The organism is Puniceicoccus vermicola (assembly GCF_014230055.1).
Classification (GTDB): domain Bacteria; phylum Verrucomicrobiota; class Verrucomicrobiia; order Opitutales; family Puniceicoccaceae; genus Puniceicoccus; species Puniceicoccus vermicola.
The window spans coordinates 1-18,520 of sequence record NZ_JACHVA010000131.1 but is presented as its reverse complement, the minus strand read 5'-3'; the positions used below and the strand labels follow the sequence as shown (position 1 = coordinate 18,520).

Annotated in this window: 12 protein-coding genes and 1 tRNA gene; 8 read left to right on the top strand and 5 right to left on the bottom strand. The window is 55.3% G+C overall.

Going from position 1 to position 18,520, the window contains the following annotated elements; genetic code table 11:
- Positions 1-121: 121 nt before the first annotated feature.
- Positions 122-1,210 carry a ligand-gated ion channel gene (locus tag H5P30_RS18255; protein WP_185694352.1) on the bottom strand — a complete coding sequence of 363 codons (1,089 nt, stop codon included), beginning with the start codon at positions 1,208-1,210 and terminating at the stop codon, positions 122-124.
- Positions 1,211-1,450: 240 nt separating this feature from the next.
- Between H5P30_RS18255 and H5P30_RS18250 the strand changes: the two genes are divergently transcribed.
- On the top strand, positions 1,451-2,368 hold the full coding sequence (locus tag H5P30_RS18250) for an autotransporter-associated beta strand repeat-containing protein (protein WP_185694351.1): 918 nt from the start codon (positions 1,451-1,453) through the stop codon (positions 2,366-2,368).
- Between the two features lie 104 nt (positions 2,369-2,472).
- Here H5P30_RS18250 and H5P30_RS18245 read toward each other — a convergent pair whose 3' ends face one another.
- Entirely contained in the window at positions 2,473-3,387 is a 915-nt protein-coding gene (locus H5P30_RS18245) for a LamG-like jellyroll fold domain-containing protein (RefSeq protein WP_185694367.1), read from the bottom strand.
- Positions 3,388-3,708: 321 nt separating this feature from the next.
- Between H5P30_RS18245 and H5P30_RS18240 the strand changes: the two genes are divergently transcribed.
- The 5 genes from H5P30_RS18240 (at position 3,709) to H5P30_RS18220 (ending at position 12,335) form a co-directional block, all read left to right on the top strand.
- The gene (locus H5P30_RS18240; RefSeq protein ID WP_185694350.1) at positions 3,709-5,211 is read left to right on the top strand and encodes a heparin lyase I family protein; all 1,503 of its coding nucleotides are present in this window, start codon (positions 3,709-3,711) and stop codon (positions 5,209-5,211) included.
- A gap of 176 nt (positions 5,212-5,387) precedes the next feature.
- On the top strand, positions 5,388-6,722 hold the full coding sequence (locus tag H5P30_RS18235; RefSeq protein ID WP_185694349.1) for a trehalase family glycosidase: 1,335 nt from the start codon (positions 5,388-5,390) through the stop codon (positions 6,720-6,722).
- A gap of 25 nt (positions 6,723-6,747) precedes the next feature.
- On the top strand, positions 6,748-8,097 hold the full coding sequence (locus H5P30_RS18230) for an acetylxylan esterase (RefSeq protein WP_185694348.1): 1,350 nt from the start codon (positions 6,748-6,750) through the stop codon (positions 8,095-8,097).
- A gap of 36 nt (positions 8,098-8,133) precedes the next feature.
- Entirely contained in the window at positions 8,134-11,592 is a 3,459-nt protein-coding gene (locus H5P30_RS18225) for a hypothetical protein (protein WP_185694347.1), read from the top strand.
- On the top strand, positions 11,568-12,335 hold the full coding sequence (locus tag H5P30_RS18220; protein ID WP_185694346.1) for a hypothetical protein: 768 nt from the start codon (positions 11,568-11,570) through the stop codon (positions 12,333-12,335). Before H5P30_RS18225 ends, H5P30_RS18220 begins: the two co-directional genes overlap by 25 nt.
- A gap of 86 nt (positions 12,336-12,421) precedes the next feature.
- On the opposite strand, the gene H5P30_RS18215 is transcribed toward H5P30_RS18220, so the two are convergent.
- Both H5P30_RS18215 and H5P30_RS18210 read right to left on the bottom strand, forming a co-directional pair.
- Positions 12,422-14,227 (bottom strand): sodium:solute symporter family transporter, encoded by a 1,806-nt coding sequence (locus H5P30_RS18215; RefSeq protein WP_185694345.1) that lies wholly within the window; start codon positions 14,225-14,227, stop codon positions 12,422-12,424.
- A 102-nt stretch (positions 14,228-14,329) separates the two neighbouring features.
- Positions 14,330-15,439: a hydroxyacid dehydrogenase gene (locus H5P30_RS18210; RefSeq protein WP_185694344.1), complete on the bottom strand. Its 1,110-nt coding sequence runs from the start codon at positions 15,437-15,439 to the stop codon at positions 14,330-14,332.
- Between H5P30_RS18210 and H5P30_RS18205 the strand changes: the two genes are divergently transcribed.
- Positions 15,439-16,530 (top strand): LacI family DNA-binding transcriptional regulator, encoded by a 1,092-nt coding sequence (locus H5P30_RS18205; RefSeq protein ID WP_185694343.1) that lies wholly within the window; start codon positions 15,439-15,441, stop codon positions 16,528-16,530. The two genes, H5P30_RS18210 and H5P30_RS18205, sit on opposite strands and share 1 nt — an antisense overlap.
- Before the next feature lie 167 nt (positions 16,531-16,697).
- Here the strand turns inward: H5P30_RS18205 and H5P30_RS18200 are convergent.
- Positions 16,698-16,774: transfer RNA gene (locus H5P30_RS18200), tRNA-His, on the bottom strand.
- Between the two features lie 981 nt (positions 16,775-17,755).
- On the opposite strand from H5P30_RS18200, the gene H5P30_RS18195 reads away from it, so the two are divergent.
- Positions 17,756-18,520 (top strand): IS5 family transposase (locus tag H5P30_RS18195; protein WP_185694342.1); only part of this gene is annotated, 765 nt, incomplete at its 3' end.

The window sequence follows — 18,520 nt, the reverse complement described above, 5'->3', positions numbered from 1 at the left end:
ACCCTCTCCCTCCGCTCCTTCGCAATCCCCCCGTACCCGCATGACTTTAGTCGTGCGGTCCGTCCCAGCGATACGCAGTCGGCAAAAACCCGCAGATGAGACTTTTACGACGCCTTCCCGACTAAATGTAGTAGAAGTAGCTCGCGATCACGCCGGTGAAATAGAGCACCGGGAAGAACCAGCGAAAGACCACATCGATTTTCTCGGCAAACTCTTTACGCCCCTTTTTACAGAGGGAATACAGGACCAGGCTCTCGAAAATCGTCAGGCACATCACCAAAAACGAATACAGCAACACCGCATCGGTGAAGGTGAAGTAATCGATTCGTGGCATCGAGCCATCAATCAGGAACTGATAGGCCACGATAGTCAGAATCCCGATAAAAGAAACATTCAGACGATCGGAAAGGTTGTCCTCGTCCATCCAGAAAACCGCCCACATCAGGAGCACCAGAATAACCAGCGGTAAGATCACCTTCCAAATCAGGTTCCCGGATTTGCGCTTCAAACCGATCGTAAGGGTCAGCTCAGAGAAATTCTCGCGCCCCCCGTAATAGCGAAAATCAGCCTCGCCCTCTTCCAACTCGACACTCTTCAGCTCCCATTGGGCGATGTTCACCTTGTCGTTCACCTCTGCGTATTCCTCGCTCGCCCCGGACACCCGTTCATCGACCGTAAGCTTCACCTGATTGCTGTAGTCCCCAAACGATACGATCTTCGCCACCAAACTCTGATGATCGAAGGGGAAGGCCCGCAAAGCCATCGGAGTCTCCAAGAGGACACTACGTTGATCCAGATAACGCACGCGCCCATCGGGAAAAATGGAGATTTTCACGGCGTTGGTATCGCCACTCCCAATTTGGTTCACGAACAGAAGCTGGGGCCACCAGGCTGCGTAGATTTCGTTAAATTGAAAGGCTCCCTGAAAAAGTTTCTCCGCAGTCCCTTCCTCTGCCGGGTCAAAGGCCAATCGGGGATCTTCCCACTCCGCCGTCAAGATCAACTCGACCTCAAAGGTTTCGTTCAACTCGTCGACATCAATGATGTCGGCCAGAAACACCCCCACTTTGACCTCCGTAGGACGACCGGGAGGATTCGGCATCCCCGCCTCCACCGCCCGCTGCGCTTGCGCAGGGAAAACGCCAAGCGAAAGCCACAGCCCGAATGCGAGCCCAATCCAAACAAGAGGAGTTCTGACACCAAACCGCATACCCTCAGAAAACTAGGGACCAAATGATCTCTGTCCAGCCTCCGATTCGCAATCCACCCCAATGGCAGCACCGATGTCCCCGTGCCGCGCATCCCACTGAAGCCGGAAAACGGTCGCTCCAGAGGGTTCCCAAAAAATAGGAAGAGAATCGTGTTCCTCGAACAAAAAGCCCTATGCTCCAACTTTGCACTGGACCCTCCCAAATCCAGAGCATTCCATAAATTCCGCGAGTCAATTTTCATGAAAACCTTTCTCTCCCTTCTTTTCCTCTGCAGTCTGACGGCCCCGGCCCCGGCTCAGGAGACTGACGCACAATCCAATGAAGAAGATTCTTCCGGCAGCGTTTCAGGAAATGGCACCGTCGACATCTCAAAAACTGGAAGTGGGACCTTGGTTCTGGAAAATCCGAACTGGTATTCAGGTGGGACAGGGATAATCGGAGGCGAGCTCCAATTAGGCGAAGAGATTGATCTCAACGGCATCGACTGGTCGGACTCTGGATTAATCCTCGAAAATCCATACGGAATCGTTCCCCTCTCAAGCCTCGATGTGACTTTCTACATAGATGGCCAGGAGTGGACTTTCTACAGTTCTGAACACAGTGAGAATATAGTTTCGAACTCTCTCCTCATCATCTCCGGCTTCCAGGTAACTTTCGATCCATCTAGTCACGGTATCACTTCAGACGAAATCTCTTTAAATCAGTTCGTACCCGAAGACTCAACCGCCCGAGAACCCACCCTTTCAGTCGATCCCGGCTGGATCTTTAACGGATGGACCTCCGAACCGTCCGGCATCGCCACCAATCAGATCACGGAAAACGTGACTTTTACCGCCACCTACCAAGCCGACTCCGACCTCGATGGCTGGAGCGACGAGAACGAGACCCTGATGGGAACAAATCCCGAAAACGCCCAAGATCACTTCCAGCATCAGATTCGTTGGGAAAATGGCCAAGTGAAGATCGACTATTTCCCCCACAACCCCAACTGCCTTTACGAAGTGCAATGGACCGACGACCTCTCCGACCCCGACAGCTGGCAGACCCTCCCGAGGGCAAGCTTTCAGAGCCACGAAAATCGCCGAACCGCCTCCCTCACGCCCAACAACGGCAGCGACACAAACTTCTACCGCATCCGCATTCGCGGAAGCGAATAGACCGAAGGCGAAAATCTTCGTCCCGTTGGTGCGAGCCATCGAAAAACTTGGGACCTAGGGACGATTGCGGCGATTTCCCCGTCAACCTTTTCGGAATTGACCCCTTACGAACGACGCCGGCGCGTCACGACGATGCCGAGGGCAATCACTCCCGAGATCAATGCCAAGGTCGAGGGCTCCGGTACGGCCGAATAACGGAGGAACTGATCGCTCGTCAGCGCGGAATCGCTGATGCGAACCTCGTCGAACCACCAGTCATAGATGCCATCATTGCTTCCATCATGCCCGAACCGAATGTCATTGAAGGGATCAAACTGTCCATCGATGACCACCGAACCCGCGTTAGCATAGTCAACATAAAGAGAAATCGTCGTCTGCTCGACAAGACTGTCATAATCCAGGGTGAACCCCAAGTGATGCCACTGCCCATCCTCGAGGGGGGCTCCGTATTCGTAAACGGACGTGCCACTACTGTCAGTGGGCGTATCCACTCGGAACTGAAGATTGTTACTTCCCACGTTAACATTGTAGCGGGTATTTCCGTCGATGTTCACGATCCGGTCAGTGCCTGAAAGATTCGCGGGCCCGTCACCATTATTGGGATCCGTGACAAGGATGAACATTTCGACCGTATAGCTATTGGTCAACTGACTCGATCCCCCGGTAATAACGAGCTGAGTGTCGTCACTCGCAGCACCTGCCGCACCATACATGGACAAATTATTCGACCGATACGATCCACTGACCGGGTCATAAACGTAGGCGCCTCCCACATTGCTACTGTAAGCGGCGGGGATCTCATTGCCCGAATGCTGCGTCGCGTCCATAGTCGGACTATTCGCCGAGCTGACGGCGGTAACGATATCGGTCCCCGCCAGGCCTTCCTCGAAAGTCCAATATCCGATGTCGACCGCCTCCACGGATCCAACCATGAAAGTAGACAGAGTTCCGATCGCCAGCAAGCTGGACTTGAAATCAATCGCCGAGAACAGGGTACTTCTCATTCCTTTTTTATTCATTTTCTTGGGGGGTTAGGGTGGTTCGAGTTATAGTTTCTGCCCAAATTTATGGGGGATTTGCTCAAAATCAGCAACCCGATCATTGCTCAAACTGTTGAGCAGTAGCCGTTGATCGACTTCTGCTCTCTCACATTCAGCACCTTAGCCACCGAAAAGACCGTTCCCTGCAAATCTTCAGGAGTGTTCCCGCCCGCCTCCGTCATCCGCCTTACGAGGGGATGCTACAAAGAACTTGATCCCTCATTCATCGGCAAAGCGCCGATGCATTCTTTCGCATCGAGCCTTGCACGATGACCCCCGTCGATCCCCGAGATCAACAGTTTGAGCAAGTCGACACTTGGCTATTGGACCGACGTCAACGACAGTAAGGAGCACAAACTTCAAAACCTCATGATGAAGAATAGAACCCCATTTATCGCCGCGCTTGGAATCATCACTCTCGCCCTTCCGGTTGCGAACTATGCTCAGACCGCTTCGGAAGATTTCGAGGATGGAAGCTTCTCCCCTTTCAACGTCGAAGTTCTCGAAGGAAACGTTTCCGAGATCGTCGAGCCCACGGACTTTCCCGCCCGCTCCGGCTCCAAGGTCCATCGCATCGTCTGGAAGGAAGAAAACTACAATGGACGCCGGTCCGGCCGTAGCGTCGAAGGGTCCTCCGGATTTCACTTACCGAGAATCACCAGCGAAGGCTGGTTTGGGTTCAGCCTCTATGCCCCCGCCGATTTCCCCACTCCGGGAAAAAACATCGTGCTCGGCCAAATCCACGCCTGGGACCACAGCCTGCCCAAAACCAACATCACGATCACCGTTCACCTCGAAGACAACGGAGCACTCATGCTCGAAGGTGCCTACGGTGTCGGCGACGGACGCAAGGAGGTCACCGTCTACACCACGCTCGCCCCGGAACTCACCAAAGAGACCTGGCACGATTTCATCCTCTACTGCAAATTCTCCAACAACAACACGGGCATCCTCCGGGCATGGATGGATGGTGCGCCCGAGTCCGAGCCCACGGTCGAGTACACGGACATCAAACTGGGGAACGGCGGCTGGACAACCTCGGAGGAAATGACAGCCGGTGCCTATATCAAATGGGGCCCCTATTGCTGGGACTACCGCAACTATGATGAGGGAGAAACCCGGGAGATTTTCTATGACGACATCGCCTACATCGTAGGGAACCCCGAAGACGCCTTCTCTCTCGTTCAACCCACCGGATATGGAACCCAGTCGACAAGCCCCGAGGAGCCGCCCGCCGTCGTCCTTGAGGAAACTTTCGATGCGATGCCGACGAATAAGAGGCCCGAGGGATGGCACGTCCACGCTGAGCGGCAAACCAATGTCGCCATCCGCGAAATCGCTGGCGACCCGGGCCAGTGCATGCAATTCTGGGATGAGAACCCGGAAGGCTATGCGGAGGCCTGGAAGAGCTTCCTTCCCCAAAGCCAGCCAATCACCGCCCGCTGGTCGTTCAAAGAGAACGGCATTCTCAAAGGACATCGCATGCAACTTCTCAGCGGAAACACCACCGCGGTCGAATTAGAGACCGATGGCAAAGGCAATCTCATCTTCATCGATTCCGAGGGGACCCCGCAAATCGTCGGCCCGATCCAGAAGAACACTTGGCACGAGGTCAGAGTCGACCTTCGTCCGGAAGCCCAGACCGCGGATATCTTCCTCGACGGAACCCCCGCTCTTTCCGACGTTTCCACGACCCATCCCGTGAACTTTGTCGATCGCATCCTTTTCGGATCGAGCGAAACTCCCGCAAAATGGCATCTCTACGTCAATGATGTCTCCGTCCGCCGGACGGAACAACCCTGAGACAATCACAGATCCCGTCGACGCGATAGACATTCTCCGCGTCCGACCCAGCCCGATCCATCGCCCGGGAAAGTCCGCAACCAACCGCTCAACAGTGTGAATAGCGCAGATCTTGGCCTCGGCTTCTCCAGAAACTCTAATACTCTCAATCCCCCCAACCGACACGAAACTCCGTCATGTCTTCCACCCGCACATCCGAAGTCAAAGCTTTCATTCTCTCCCAATGGGACGAGACCATCCGCTCCTGCACGGAAGACGACGGCACTCTCATTGGCCTCCCCCACCCCTACACGATTCCGTCGCGCAAAGGAGCCTTTCAGGAATTCTACTATTGGGATACCTACTTTTCGACTCTCGGGCTGATTCATTCCGACCGCATCGAGCTCGCCGAGAATAATGCGCGCAACCTTCTCGCGCAGGTCCAACGCTACGGCTACGTCCCCAACGGGAACCGAAGCTACTACCTGAACCGGTCCCAGCCTCCCTACCTCGCCGCCATGGTGGGACTCGTGGATCATCATCGCGGCGACCATGAACTACGGAGCGCCGCCTATCCGCTTCTTGAGCAGGAGTACGAATTTTGGACGACACGCAGAAGTTCGACCGTCGGATTGGCCCACTACGGAAATCACGCCACCTCGAACGAGCTGCAAGAATTCTTCCAGACGGTCAAACATCGGCTCGGACGGGCGGATGAACGAGCCGAAGATCAGGTGTCCACCGCCTATCAGGCAATGGCCGAATGCGAGTCCGGATGGGACTTCAACTCCCGCTTCGACCACCGCTGTGCCGAATTCTGCTCCATCGATCTCAATACAAATCTCTGGCTCTATGAAATCCTCCTATCCCAGTGGGCCCCGACCGAATCCGACTGGGCCAAGTGGCAACTGAGAGCGGAACTTCGGCAAAACCTGATCAAAGACTACTGCTGGAGCCCGGAACTCGGAATCTTTGTCGACTACGATCTTCGCAACCAAGCATTGAGTACGGTTGAATCCGCCGCATCCTTCCAACCTCTCTGGGCGGGCTTGGCCTCCCGCGATCAGGCCTCCAGCGTCGTTCGCAACCTCCTTCCTCGACTGGAACATGCCTACGGGATCTCCCCGACCGCACCGAGCGAGTTTTCCGGCCGTTTCCAATGGGATCACCCAAACGCCTGGGCCTGCCTCCAGCACATCACCTACCGGGGCCTCGAACGCTACGGGTACCACGATGCAGCCCGACGAATTGCTGAAAAATACGTTGAATGCGTGACCCAAACTTTCGAGAAGACCGGTGATCTCTGGGAGAAATACAACGTTCTGGATGGGAGCCATCATGCCACCGAAGAAGCCGGCTATCTCATCAATCCCGATACCCTCGCCAACAACACCGCCGACACGGGCATTCCCTCGGAACCTCCGGCCATGATGGGCTGGACTGCAGGTGTCTTCCTCGACGCCTTAGCCTTCCTGGAGGAAGGTGAACCCTACTGGCTCTCGCCGGTCTCATCGACCGCATTCATCGCGTAATCCTTTCCAAATACTCGAATCGCTTATGAATCTAAAACCATACCTCTTCCTCGGAGCCGCACTCGCGATCCCTTTCGCAAGTGCTCAAGCGGCCAAGTCCGATTATTCGATTTCCGTCGATCACTCCGACGGGCTCTATGACATGGGAGAAACCGCGACCTTTGCGATCGAAAACAAGAATCCGGATTCCTCGAAAACCGCGGAATATCGTCTGACGAAGAACCTTTGGAAAACGCTCGATACGGTGTCACTCGACACTGCGGCCGCCAATCAAGAGGTCACCTATACATCGCGTGAAAGCGGTTGGTTTCGCTGCTCCGTGCTGCTTCCCGGCGAACGTCGTCCCGCAGCGATGTCGGGGATCGTATTCGGCGCGGATTCCTTCGAGCCCACCCGGGAAACACCGGCCGATTTCGACAAGTTCTGGAACCAACAAAAAGCCCGGCTCGCAGCCTCCCCCGCAGAAGCGATCGTTTCTCCGGTCACGAGCGAGCAGTTTGCGATTGAAACCCAAAACCCCGACCATCTTGCCAAAGTTCAGCGTCTGGAAGCGATGGGCTACTCTTATTTCAACGTCGAGATTCCCACCCCCGGGACAGAACCCATGCGGGGATACTTTGCCATGCCCAGCGATTCTTCAGCCGGGGAAAATCCGGCAATCCTCGTCTTCCACGCCGCTGGAGTCAAAGGCGGCTGGTGCCGCTCCAGCCTGGTCAACACGCTCGCCATGGCAGAGAAATACAAGGCCCTGGTCCTCGACATCAATGCCCACGGCATGCTCAACGGCCAACCACAGTCCTACTACGACGAGCTGGAGGATGGGGAGCTGAAGAACTATCGCTACCAAGGCAACGACGATCGCGACAACAACTACTTCCTCGGCATGAATCTCCGCTTGCTCCGGGGCATCGATTTTCTCTGCTCTCGCCCGGAATGGGACGGCAAAAACCTCATCACTTACGGGGTCAGCCAAGGAGGAGGCCAAGCCCTGGCTGCCGCCGGTCTGGATTCACGCGTATCGGCCACGATCGCCATCGTCCCGGCCTTGAGCAACATTGCCGGCGAGATCCCCGGCTGGCCCGGACTCAATAAGGCCAAGACCGGTACCCCCGAAGGAGATGTCGTTGAGAAGACCATGAGCTATTTCGATACCGTAAACTTCGCGAGCCGCATCCAAGGCGACACCCTGATCACCGTCGGCCTCTCGGATACGACCTGCCCGGCCCCGTCAGTCTTCGCCGTCTACAACCAGATCAAGGCTCCGAAAGAAATCATCAGTGTCCCCGACGGCACCCATCATGGCCTGTCCGTTCCCTCTTCCGACCTGCGCAAGATCTACCACAACTTCATTCTCAAACACACGAAAAACGAGTAAAATGCCTGTTCCCCACGACCACCAGGACTCCATCCCATGCAACTACCTCACTTTAAAACCACACCCGACAAAGACACTGGATCACCACGGACGGACGGTTTTGCGCTGATCACTGCGCTGATGCTGATGGGATTCATCCTCTTGATTCTCGTTACGCTGATTTCGGTCACGCAAATCGAAGCCCAACAATCGATCCAGACCGCTCAAGTAAAGATCGCCCGGCAAAATGCGCTTTTGGCCCTCAATGTTGCCGTCGGCGAACTGCAAAAATATGCTGGCCCCGACCAGCGCACGACCGCGACCGCCAACCTCAATGAAAATTGGACGGGAAGTACCACGGCAAACGGAAACTGGATCGGTGTTTACGGAAACGCCGCATCCGCAGACTACACTGCGCCTCCCAGCTCCCTGGCTCAGACGATCACAACCCATTCGAATTCTCGAGGCTCCCAAGCGAGATTGCTCAATTGGCTGGTCAGTGGCAACGAGACCATTCCCAACATGGAAGTAGCCGCTGACGGGCACATCGAATCACCTCCCGCATCGTTCAATTTCGAACCAAACAGTGCTATCGATCTCGATCGCATCAGCACAGCTCCGTCCTCCACTGACACACAGGTCGCCCTCGTCGGCCCGAACACAGTCAACCGAGCCTCCGACCACGTTGCCGCTCCCCTCGTCGAATTCGATCCAAATGCCTCAACCTCCGGCCGCTACGCGTGGTGGATCGGCGATGAGAACGCCAAAGCCAATGTGACCATGGGCATGCCATCGGGCACCCAACTGCCGGCCGCTTTTGTCACCGCCCAACGCGCGGCCATCGAGCTCGTCGACCAAGAAAACCTGAACGCCTTCGATCCCACTCAATTGATCGGTAACAATTTCGATCCGACCTACAGTGCTTCGCCAAAAATCAATTGGCTCGGCGATTTGGCCTTCACTGCAGCACAGAGCGAGTCGGACATGAAAACGGCCGTACGCACGAATTTCCACCACCTGACCCCCCACTCCGAATCACTTCCGGTCGACAGCTACGCAGGCGGACTCAAACAAGATCTCTCCGCCCTGTTGGCAACCGACGCGACCACTCCATTGAATGACGAATACTTGTTTACCCCTGAAGGTGGCAGTGGGGACGAATTTGGCGTTCCGACGTGGGGAATGTTGAGGAGCTTCGCGCAGACCACGGCACCAGCGACCGGGCTGACCCCGCGGCTGCCGACAGAAACCCAGACAGGCATCTCGCCCGTACTCACCTACTTTGCTCTCGGTCTCGAATATGTGGCTCCGCAAGGTGCTGCCGACGGAGCGCCGATCCGTCTCGCGATGTATCCGGTCGTCGTTCTCTGGAACCCCTACACCACTCCGATTGCCGCCGCGCAATACGAGGTGGGCTACACCAATCGCACCTACGCACGAATTCAACTCCAGATGAACGATAGTCTCGATCCCACGGACCCCAACTGGGTCGCGAAAGAAACCATCGATTTTTCGAAGGGTGCTTCCAGTGGCACCTATCGAAGCTATGTCCGCTTTCTCATCGACTCCCCGACGATCCAACCCGGTGAGAGTTTGATCTTTTCGCTACCGGATTCCGAAAGCGGCAAAGAGTACAGCGCACCGCAAAACGACGTGCCGACCAATGTGCTGACCAATGACGAGGGATACAAAGCCTACAACTTCATTCTTCTCAATCGCAACGGACTTGATTTTGGACCCGGCGAATCCGCATATGACTTCCGTGTCTCCAACTACGAATTTATCGGAGAAGACCCCAGCACTCGCCGAGTCAATATGCAACGGGGCGAATCCGACTTATACTTGGGAGTCGTCGATCAGGGACGCAGCGACTACACGACCGATAGCTCGAACGATCAACAGTGGTATCAGTCAATCAACCGAATCACCCAGGGAAGCGGCGGTGCCGAAGTCCATCTTCTTCAGGACGAAGGCCCCCTCGATTATCCAGTAGGTCCGACCTCTGTCATCAGCTTCAATAAGATATTCTCGGATGTCTCCGAGTCGCCAAACACCTATGTGGAAACTCGTTGGATCGCGCAAAACAATCCTCGCGCTCCCTTAGTGACCCGCAGCGAACTCGACGGACAACCGCTGAACTACTTCGGTCGTTGCAACAAGGGAATCAGCCTCGACCAGTTCACCATGGAGAGCGGACTGAAGCGTGCCTCCTCCGGGATCTCGCTGGATTCGGCGTCCGAGATCATCGATACAACGCTGTTCGAAATCCGACCGGAGTCACAACCGCTATTAGCTCTCGGACAACTACAACATGCGAATCTTTCCAAGCTGAATACGTACCCGGCCTACCCGATCGGGAACGGCGTCGGAGACTTCCACTTCAAGGATCAACTTGGACAGGTCTATCAAAGCATGGCCGAGAGCCTCAATTCCTATTACCGCCCGACCAATTCCATTGTAGCCTACTATGACATTTCATGGCTACTCAATCGAAGCCTCTGGGATCGGTATTTTGTCTCGACCGTTCCCCACGCTGGCACTGGCTCCAACTCCGACACGAGTTCTACAACAATCCCCAACGAACTCCCGAACTCCCGTATTCTCAGATCCGATACTATATCTGACTCGGATCTGCGTGATGCGTCATTGGCAGCGTCGGGTCTTTCCGTGAACGGCGGCTTCAACATAAATTCCACTTCGGAACAGGCGTGGCGGGCAATATTGGGCGGAATCAACCAGCTCGCCTACAATCCGGAAACCGGCTCCGCCTCGGGCACGGAACTTCAGTCCCCTCTCCCACGGTTCAGCCGACCGACCTCCGCCTCGGGAAATCAGTCCTGGGCCTGGCAGGGATACAAGCAACTCACCGACGAGCAGATTGCCGAACTCGCAAAAAACATCGTCGCAGAAAGCCGAAATCGCGGTCCCTTCGTCTCCCTGGCCGACTTCATCAACCGGCGCTTGGTCGACAACCCATCCACCGCGACCGATGAACGCTTCACCGGGGTCCTTCAAGCCGCGCTGGACCGAACCTATACCGGTTCGGCTGCCATCAATGCGGGCGAAACCAACAGTTACGCCGCACGTGGAAGCAATCCTTTCTACGACTCGCAGCCCAATGCCCCCACTGGAGGCTCGGGCTTCAACAACTACGACCTCGACCTCTTGAAAGGCTACAGTGGCCCGAGTGAGGAGACTCGGGCCTATGGCTCTAAATCAGCGTTCTCGCCTCAATTCCTCACCCAGGGGGATATTCTCTCCGCCATTGGGTCAGGACTCAGCGCCCGCTCCGACACCTTCGTCATTCGCACCTACGGCGAAGTCATGGATCCGCTCACTCGGAAATCCGGAGGACGCATTTGGTGCGAGGCCATTGTCCAACGCAAGATCGACTATATCGACGAAAGCGCGAACACTTCCGATGATACTGCAAGCAGCCTGAACGCCGAGAATCTGGCATTCGGACGCAAATTCAAAATCCTTTCGTTACGATGGCTCCGACCCGAACAAATCTAAAGCGCTCTTCCACTCGCGGGCACTGGAAAAACCTTTTCCTCCTCGGGTTGATCTTCTTCGGAAACACCGAGATAAACGCACAAACCTCTCCCCTAAAACAGCCGGAGGCGAGCTTTCGAACCCTTTCCCTGCTCGCTCCGATCAACGATCTCTACTACGATTATGACGATCAGAAAATTCCGGTAAGAGCGCGCACGACTAGCTTTTCCCGCACCTACCCTCTCCCGAAAAAAGGGACCTTGGATTTCTATCGCCTGCTTCCCCCCAAGGAAGGAGAGACCGAACCCCAACGGGTCACGGTGACCGAAATCGATCTAGATCAGAAACCCGGGAGTCTCTTCGTGTTCATGACGGAATCCGCCACCAATCCAAACCGGATCAAAACATTTGTCGCCCAAGACTCATGGGAAAGTCACCCCCTTGAGACGCTACTGGTTTTCAACCTATCCGAGCGACATACCCTCGTAAAGCTCGATACGGCCGGAAAGGTCAAACTTCTCGGCCCCGGGGAATCCGCCACTTATCCCTATCCCCAAAGTGGCGCGAAACAAGCTCTGCTGAACGTAGCGACGCAAGAAGGGCAAAATGATTGGAAACTGCGAATCGGAGGCCCACAAATCACCCTGCCGGGGACTCGCTCCACCCTCGTCCTCGTGGACGAACAAGCGACAGAACTCCGACCGCTCACCGAAGACCTCCTGATTCGAAAGCTGATCGAAAGGGCTCCAGTTCCCACGGAATAAACTCCATCGCACGTCCGGAAGGCCGCTTTCCCACGGAGCCGGAGTGCAGGACTCCGAGGAATCGTTCCCCTGGACAGGATGGGGAATCAAAGAATCTGACTCACATCAGGAGGAGGAAGATCTTCGGCCGAAAGTTTTCCAGCCTTCATCGCTTTCTCCACTCTCTTCTTCGACCGCTTTCCGCCGAGGTAGAGTAAAACCCCCGCGATCAAGATAAAGCCCGACACGAAGAGGATACACAGGCGCCCGGCCAGATCATTGGGGACGAGCAATATCAGCAAAACCGCCAGCCCCACCCCAAACACAGCCTTGGCGAGGACGAAGTACTGATCGTAGTCAATTGCCGTCGACCCCACCTCTTTCTCGTAGTCGATCGGGGTATGCATGGTTTCGAAAAATTCGTCCACATCCTTGCGGGCACGCTCCGAAGTGATGAAATACAGCAGGCGACAAATCACGGTGGCCACCAAGCCGAAGATCAGGATCCACAACGTTCTTTCCTGAATCGTCCAATCGGTGCCATTGAGCTTTTTGTCGATGAAGGACCAGATCGTGGGGACCATGCAGGCGACAAAAATCGGGAAGTAGGACCACTTCGGAAGTTTCTTAATCCATAGCCCCATCAGCAGCGGAAAGCCCATCGGAACTCCGATAATCGAGCCGATGATCAGATACGCATCAAACAGGGCGATCTCACTCTGCCGCGCCATGAGGATTCCGTAGGCGATGATAATGATCCCCAGGACCACCGTCGCAATATGGCAGATACGGATTTCGGTTTTGGGTGAGAGCTCATTCTGGTAACCCAGAGCCCCGCGAATTCTCGGCACGATGTTGCGGGCGATGTTGCCCACCTGGGCATTCAACCCCGAGTCCATACTACTCATCGTAGCCGCAAACATGGCCGCGATCAGCATCCCCAGCATGCCATTGGGTAAAAGCTCAGTGGCAATGTAAGCGTAGGAACTTTCCGAGGGTTTTTCAACGCCGCTGCCCACGATGTCGGCCTCGAAAAGAAAGCGGGCGACCATCGGCGGAATAAACCAGATCGCACTCCCCGCCGCCATGAGCACAAAAGCCCACCAAGAGGAGAGCGAAGCCTCTTTCCCGTCCCGGGCCGCAATAAAGCGCCCGGCCTGGCTGATGCTGATTTGCGAATAAATCTGCATGAAGAAGATCACCGCAGCCCATTTGTAAGTGAAGCGATCCCCTTCGAACTGCCCCGCATCGTTGAAGAACCGAAAATCATCGGCAAACCTGGGATCCTTGAAAAACCCGAAAAACGCATCAAAACCACCGACGGCCTTCAGCGAGAGATAGCAGACAAGAATCGTGATGCCGAACATCACCAAAGCCTGCACGAAGTCCGTCGCCATCACGGCCCACTTCCCCCCCGTCGTCGAGTAGAAGGTGACAATGATCCCGATGGTGACCAGCACGGGGATGAGCGGAATGTTCAACACCGTGCTCGTGAAGAGCGAAAGTGCATAGAGTTGGATCGCGGCCCCGAACGGTCCGAGAAACAATGATGAAAAAGCGGAGAACTGCTCAACCGGAACACCAAAACGAGTCCGCACGACATCCGCCGTGGTGTAAGCCCGGGTTTGCCGAAACCAACGTCCGAGAAAAAGCCCCCCGATGACAAATCCCAGGCAATTCGCAGCGTAGATGACCAGCAAACTCGGCCCCCCTTCAAAAGCTGCCGCGGCATTGCCCGTGAAAGTGAACGCACTGATTCCACTCATCAGCATGCTGGTGCCCACCATCCACCAAGTCCCCTGCGCTCCGCCGCGCACAAAGTCGCTGAGGTTCTTGTTGAATCGGGCAAAAAGCCCCCCAAGCGTCAGCAAGACGCCGAGATAAACGATTAGCGTAAGGTATTCAATTTTCATGGGGATCGGTTAGAGGGTCGAAACGGAAAGTATCAGCGATACTCCGATTTTTCGACGAGGTGGGGATATCAAGGACGAGAAAAATTCTTCCGGCAAAAACAGTCAAGTGGCCCGATCGTAAATCTCCAGAGAAACCTGAGCCTCTAAAGGAGATCCTTCCAGATACGCTTCAATATTTCGAACAGCGAGCTCTCCGCATCGGGCAAATTGATCGCTTGTCGGCCCCGCGATATGGGGAGAAAGCACCGCATCCTCCAAATCATGAAGAGGCGAGTCCGGGCGAATCGGATCCGTATCGAATACATCCAGCGCCACGCCGATATGCCCCGCTGCCGACAACTCCGAGAGAGCCTGCTCATCCACGACTGCCCCTCGCCCAACATTCACAAACAACGCCCCCGTGGGCAACCGCTCCAACACCTCCCGCGTCACCACTCCCTGCGTCCGGGGATTCAAAGCCTCGCACTCCACCACAATCTCATTCCCTTCGAAGAGGGCTTCCAGCGAATCGGCTCGGCTCACGCCAAACTCCCCGAAGAGTCCCTCCGGCACCCCCTCCGAATACGCGGAGATCTCGACCCCGAACGGTTTTAAAAGTCGCGATAAACTTTGTGCCACATTGCCGAATCCGTGCAAGCCCACCCGCTTGCCGAAAAGGGTCCGCGTCACGATCGGAGACGGCTGCCAAGGACGTTTCCCCGCAATGACACTCGGCCACTCGGAAAGTCGGCGCAACCCCGCCAGCAGTAACAAAAGTGCGTGCTCCGCCACATTGGCCGCCGCCAGATTCCCCCAATTCGTCACCAGCAAGCCTTCCTCCAAATAGACCCGCGGCAACAGATTGCGAACCGCTCCACTCACATGGCACACGTACCGCAACGAAGAAAGCGTCTCCCGCCATTCCTCCTGAAAAGGAGGCGTCGACCAACAAGTGACCACCAACTCCGCCTCATGCCGCTGCAAATCCTCCCAAAATGCCTCCGCATCCCAACCTCCCCGATAGTGGGCGACCTCCAGACCGCCCGGCGCAAATCCCTTCGGGAAAAACAAATCCATTTCCTTCTCGTTCAACGCCAAGACGGCACGGCAGGACTGGGAGCGGCGGTCTTCTCCAGAACTGAGTCGAGACTTCTCGGCAAATTGGGTCATGGAAACAGTCTGAACCCCTCCGCCGCAAAGAACCAGAACCTCCGGATTCAAACTGTTGAGCATTGACGGGGATTCGCCTCTTCCTCACCCTACCCGGCATGAATCCCCGAGTCACTCTACGCGATATCGCCAAGGTGGCGAACGTGCACTACAGCACCGTCAGTCTCGCGTTGCGGGATCACCCGCGGGTGTCGACCGAAGTCAAAAAGCGCATTCAGGCACTGGCGCAAGAGATGGGCTATGTCCCCGACCCCGCACTCACCGCTCTCAATGCCTACCGCAAGACCAAACTGCCGATTCACTACAAGTCCACGATCGCATGGATCGACACCTGGCAGGATGAGAATGAAGGACTGAGGGATCAACCGACCTTCAACGAGTATTTTCTGGGGGCCTCGACCCGCGCTCGGCAGCAGGGATACGAACTTCAGGAGTTTTCCATGCGCGACAACGACATGAGCCCCAAGCGCCTGTCGAAAATTCTTCTCTCCCGGGGCATCGCCGGCCTCCTCCTCCCCCCGCGACAAACGCAAGGAGATCGACTCGATCTTGACTACGATCAGTTCTCAACGGTCTGTTTTGGCTATAGCATCACCCCCCACGTCTTCCATTTGGTCACGAATCACCAATCGCACAGCATGAGCTTGGCCCTGGAGGAAGTCAGCCGACTCGGCTACAAGAAAATCGGCGTCTACCTCCACGAATATGTCGATAACAAGACCGACAACGCCTACGCCGCCGGATATTGGCGGTTCCGCCAGCGCCACCCGCAAAGAGAGCACATGGAGCCCTGTATCGTTCCCAAAGGACAGAGCGACGAAGCTGCCCTCGCGAATTGGCTGAAGAACAGCAAACCGGATGTGATCATCAGCGATACCGACGAGCCGACCATCGAAATGCTGGAGGCCCTCGGACTCCGCATTCCCGAAGACATCGGCTGCGCCTGGCTCAGCCTCGGCGAAGACGAGGAACGCCGCTCCGGCGTCGATCAAAATGGGAAGCTCATCGGGCACACCGCCATCGACTTCCTCATCGGAATGATTCAACGCGGCGAGCGCGGGATTCCCAAAACCCCCATCCGCATGCTCGTCGAAGGGTCCTGGCGACCGGGAAAAACGCTCCGCGAAAAAGCCCCCCTCCCCAAAGATGGCTAAGGTCTCCCGCCTCAGATTCCACACACTCCAGAGGCAAGACGCCTCGGCCACTTTCACATTCCGCGCTGCGAGGCACATTGAATCTTCCGCACGGATGAACGCTCGACCCGATCCCATCCCTCACAAAAAAAGCCCCTGAAAACTCAGGGGCTTCTTTTGAAATTCAATGGGGTGGTAAACCGGACTCGAACCGGCGACCCTCGGCACCACAAGCCGATGCTCTAACCAACTGAGCTACTACCACCAAAGAGGAAAAGAAGAGAAAAGAAATTCCCCACCCCCTTGTCAATCCCTCTGTCGAAATCTTTGCGGTTTCGGACCCAAACTTTCTGAGGGGAAGAAAACCACCATTCAATCATCCCCGTCGAGCCTTGCTCGATGACCGCAACCGCCGACACCCCTCCAGAACGTCAGCCCTCGCCACGCCCGTCCCACCGGGACCGCAGACTTCAGTCCGCCCCGGTAGGATTGGCGAAATTCCAATTCAAAACTCCCGTCGAAACCAAGTCCGAATCCATTCCCACGCATCAGCTCTCACTGAGGCACGGAGCGCACGGAGTCTCTTTTCCCCCATTGAGACGAAACTCATCAGTATCCAATCGTCGCAACGAGGTTTACCCCCCAAGAGGAGATCCCCTCCCAAAGCAAGCCACGGGATATGCCCCGTCCCCACACAACCCCCCTCTTTTTGCCTGCCGCGCCGAAAGCTCGAAGAGCGTAGGCGGGTGATCTTTTGTGCCTTCTCGGGGCCGAAAATCGATGTCCTTGGGACACTTCCCAAACGCATCTTCCTCCAGGATGCGGCATGCCGCCCTCTGTGACCTCAGTGATCTCCGTGAGAGAAAAAGCCGCCACCTCCCGATTTTCCACGCTTGCCCAAACGGACCTTCCCCGCAAATAGTGTCATTCTTCGGCGGGCCTGTAGCTCAGCGGTTAGAGCAGAGGGACAATAACGCAAAACGTTTTTTTTCAGCATTTTGCGAAAATCAACAAGAGTCATCCTGAATGGGTTCTATGGGGATTCGTGAAATTTTTCGGTTATCCCGAATTAGCCTGAAAAGGCCCGAATTTTCGAGTTGGGTTACATCTCGGGGTTACATCTTAGAGCAAGGGACTGAGTGGGAATGTTCGGCGTGGAAGCCATGAGAAAATGATGACTCTTCAGGATTTCTCATTAGGCCGCGTGGACAAATTCTCAACGGTCGGAATAATTTTCTAACAATTTATGTTGCAACGAGATATAGTTTTGTCATTGTTCATCCGTGACAACATACAGGTCGAACGAAATGCCTCTCGCAGTTCGCGAGGAGCTAAAAAAATTAACAACCTATATCGCACTGAGGTAGGAAGCCACCGAGGGCGTCCGGTTGGAAACCTTGACGCTACGCTCAATGGGATTTGGTGGATATTGTGCACGGGCTCGATTTGGAATCAGTTGCCTGAACGTTATGGAAAATGGAACAGTGTTTGGCGGTGTTTTCGCCGCTGGTGTGGTTCAGGCATGTGGGGATGGATTCTGCAGAATCTTACGGAACAGCACTCTGACTACGAAATCGCCTTGATGCTGGACGGCTCCCATATCAAGGCTCATCAGGACGCTTCCCGGAGTCCCTTAGATTCTGAACAACAAAAACTTGGAAAAACCAAAGGTGGCAGAAATACAAAACTCTCTGCTGTGGTAAATCTTGCCGGAAGAGCCGTTTCCCTTGTCTTGGTTCCCGGCAATGAACACGACAGTGTCAGTGCCATCGAAACCCTTCCCAAGAACTTGAAAGCCAAGTTCGTTCTCGCCGACAAGGCCTATGATGCCAACCGCATCAGAAGTCATATTGAATCGGCGGGAGGGTTCTGCGTCATCCCTCCTAAAGCGAATCGAAAAGAGACGATCTCTTACGACAAGGAAATCGGTAGGCTTCGAAGAATCGTCGAAAACTTCTTCTGCAGAATAAAATCATACAGAAGAGTCGCTACACGATACGAGCAACTCCCC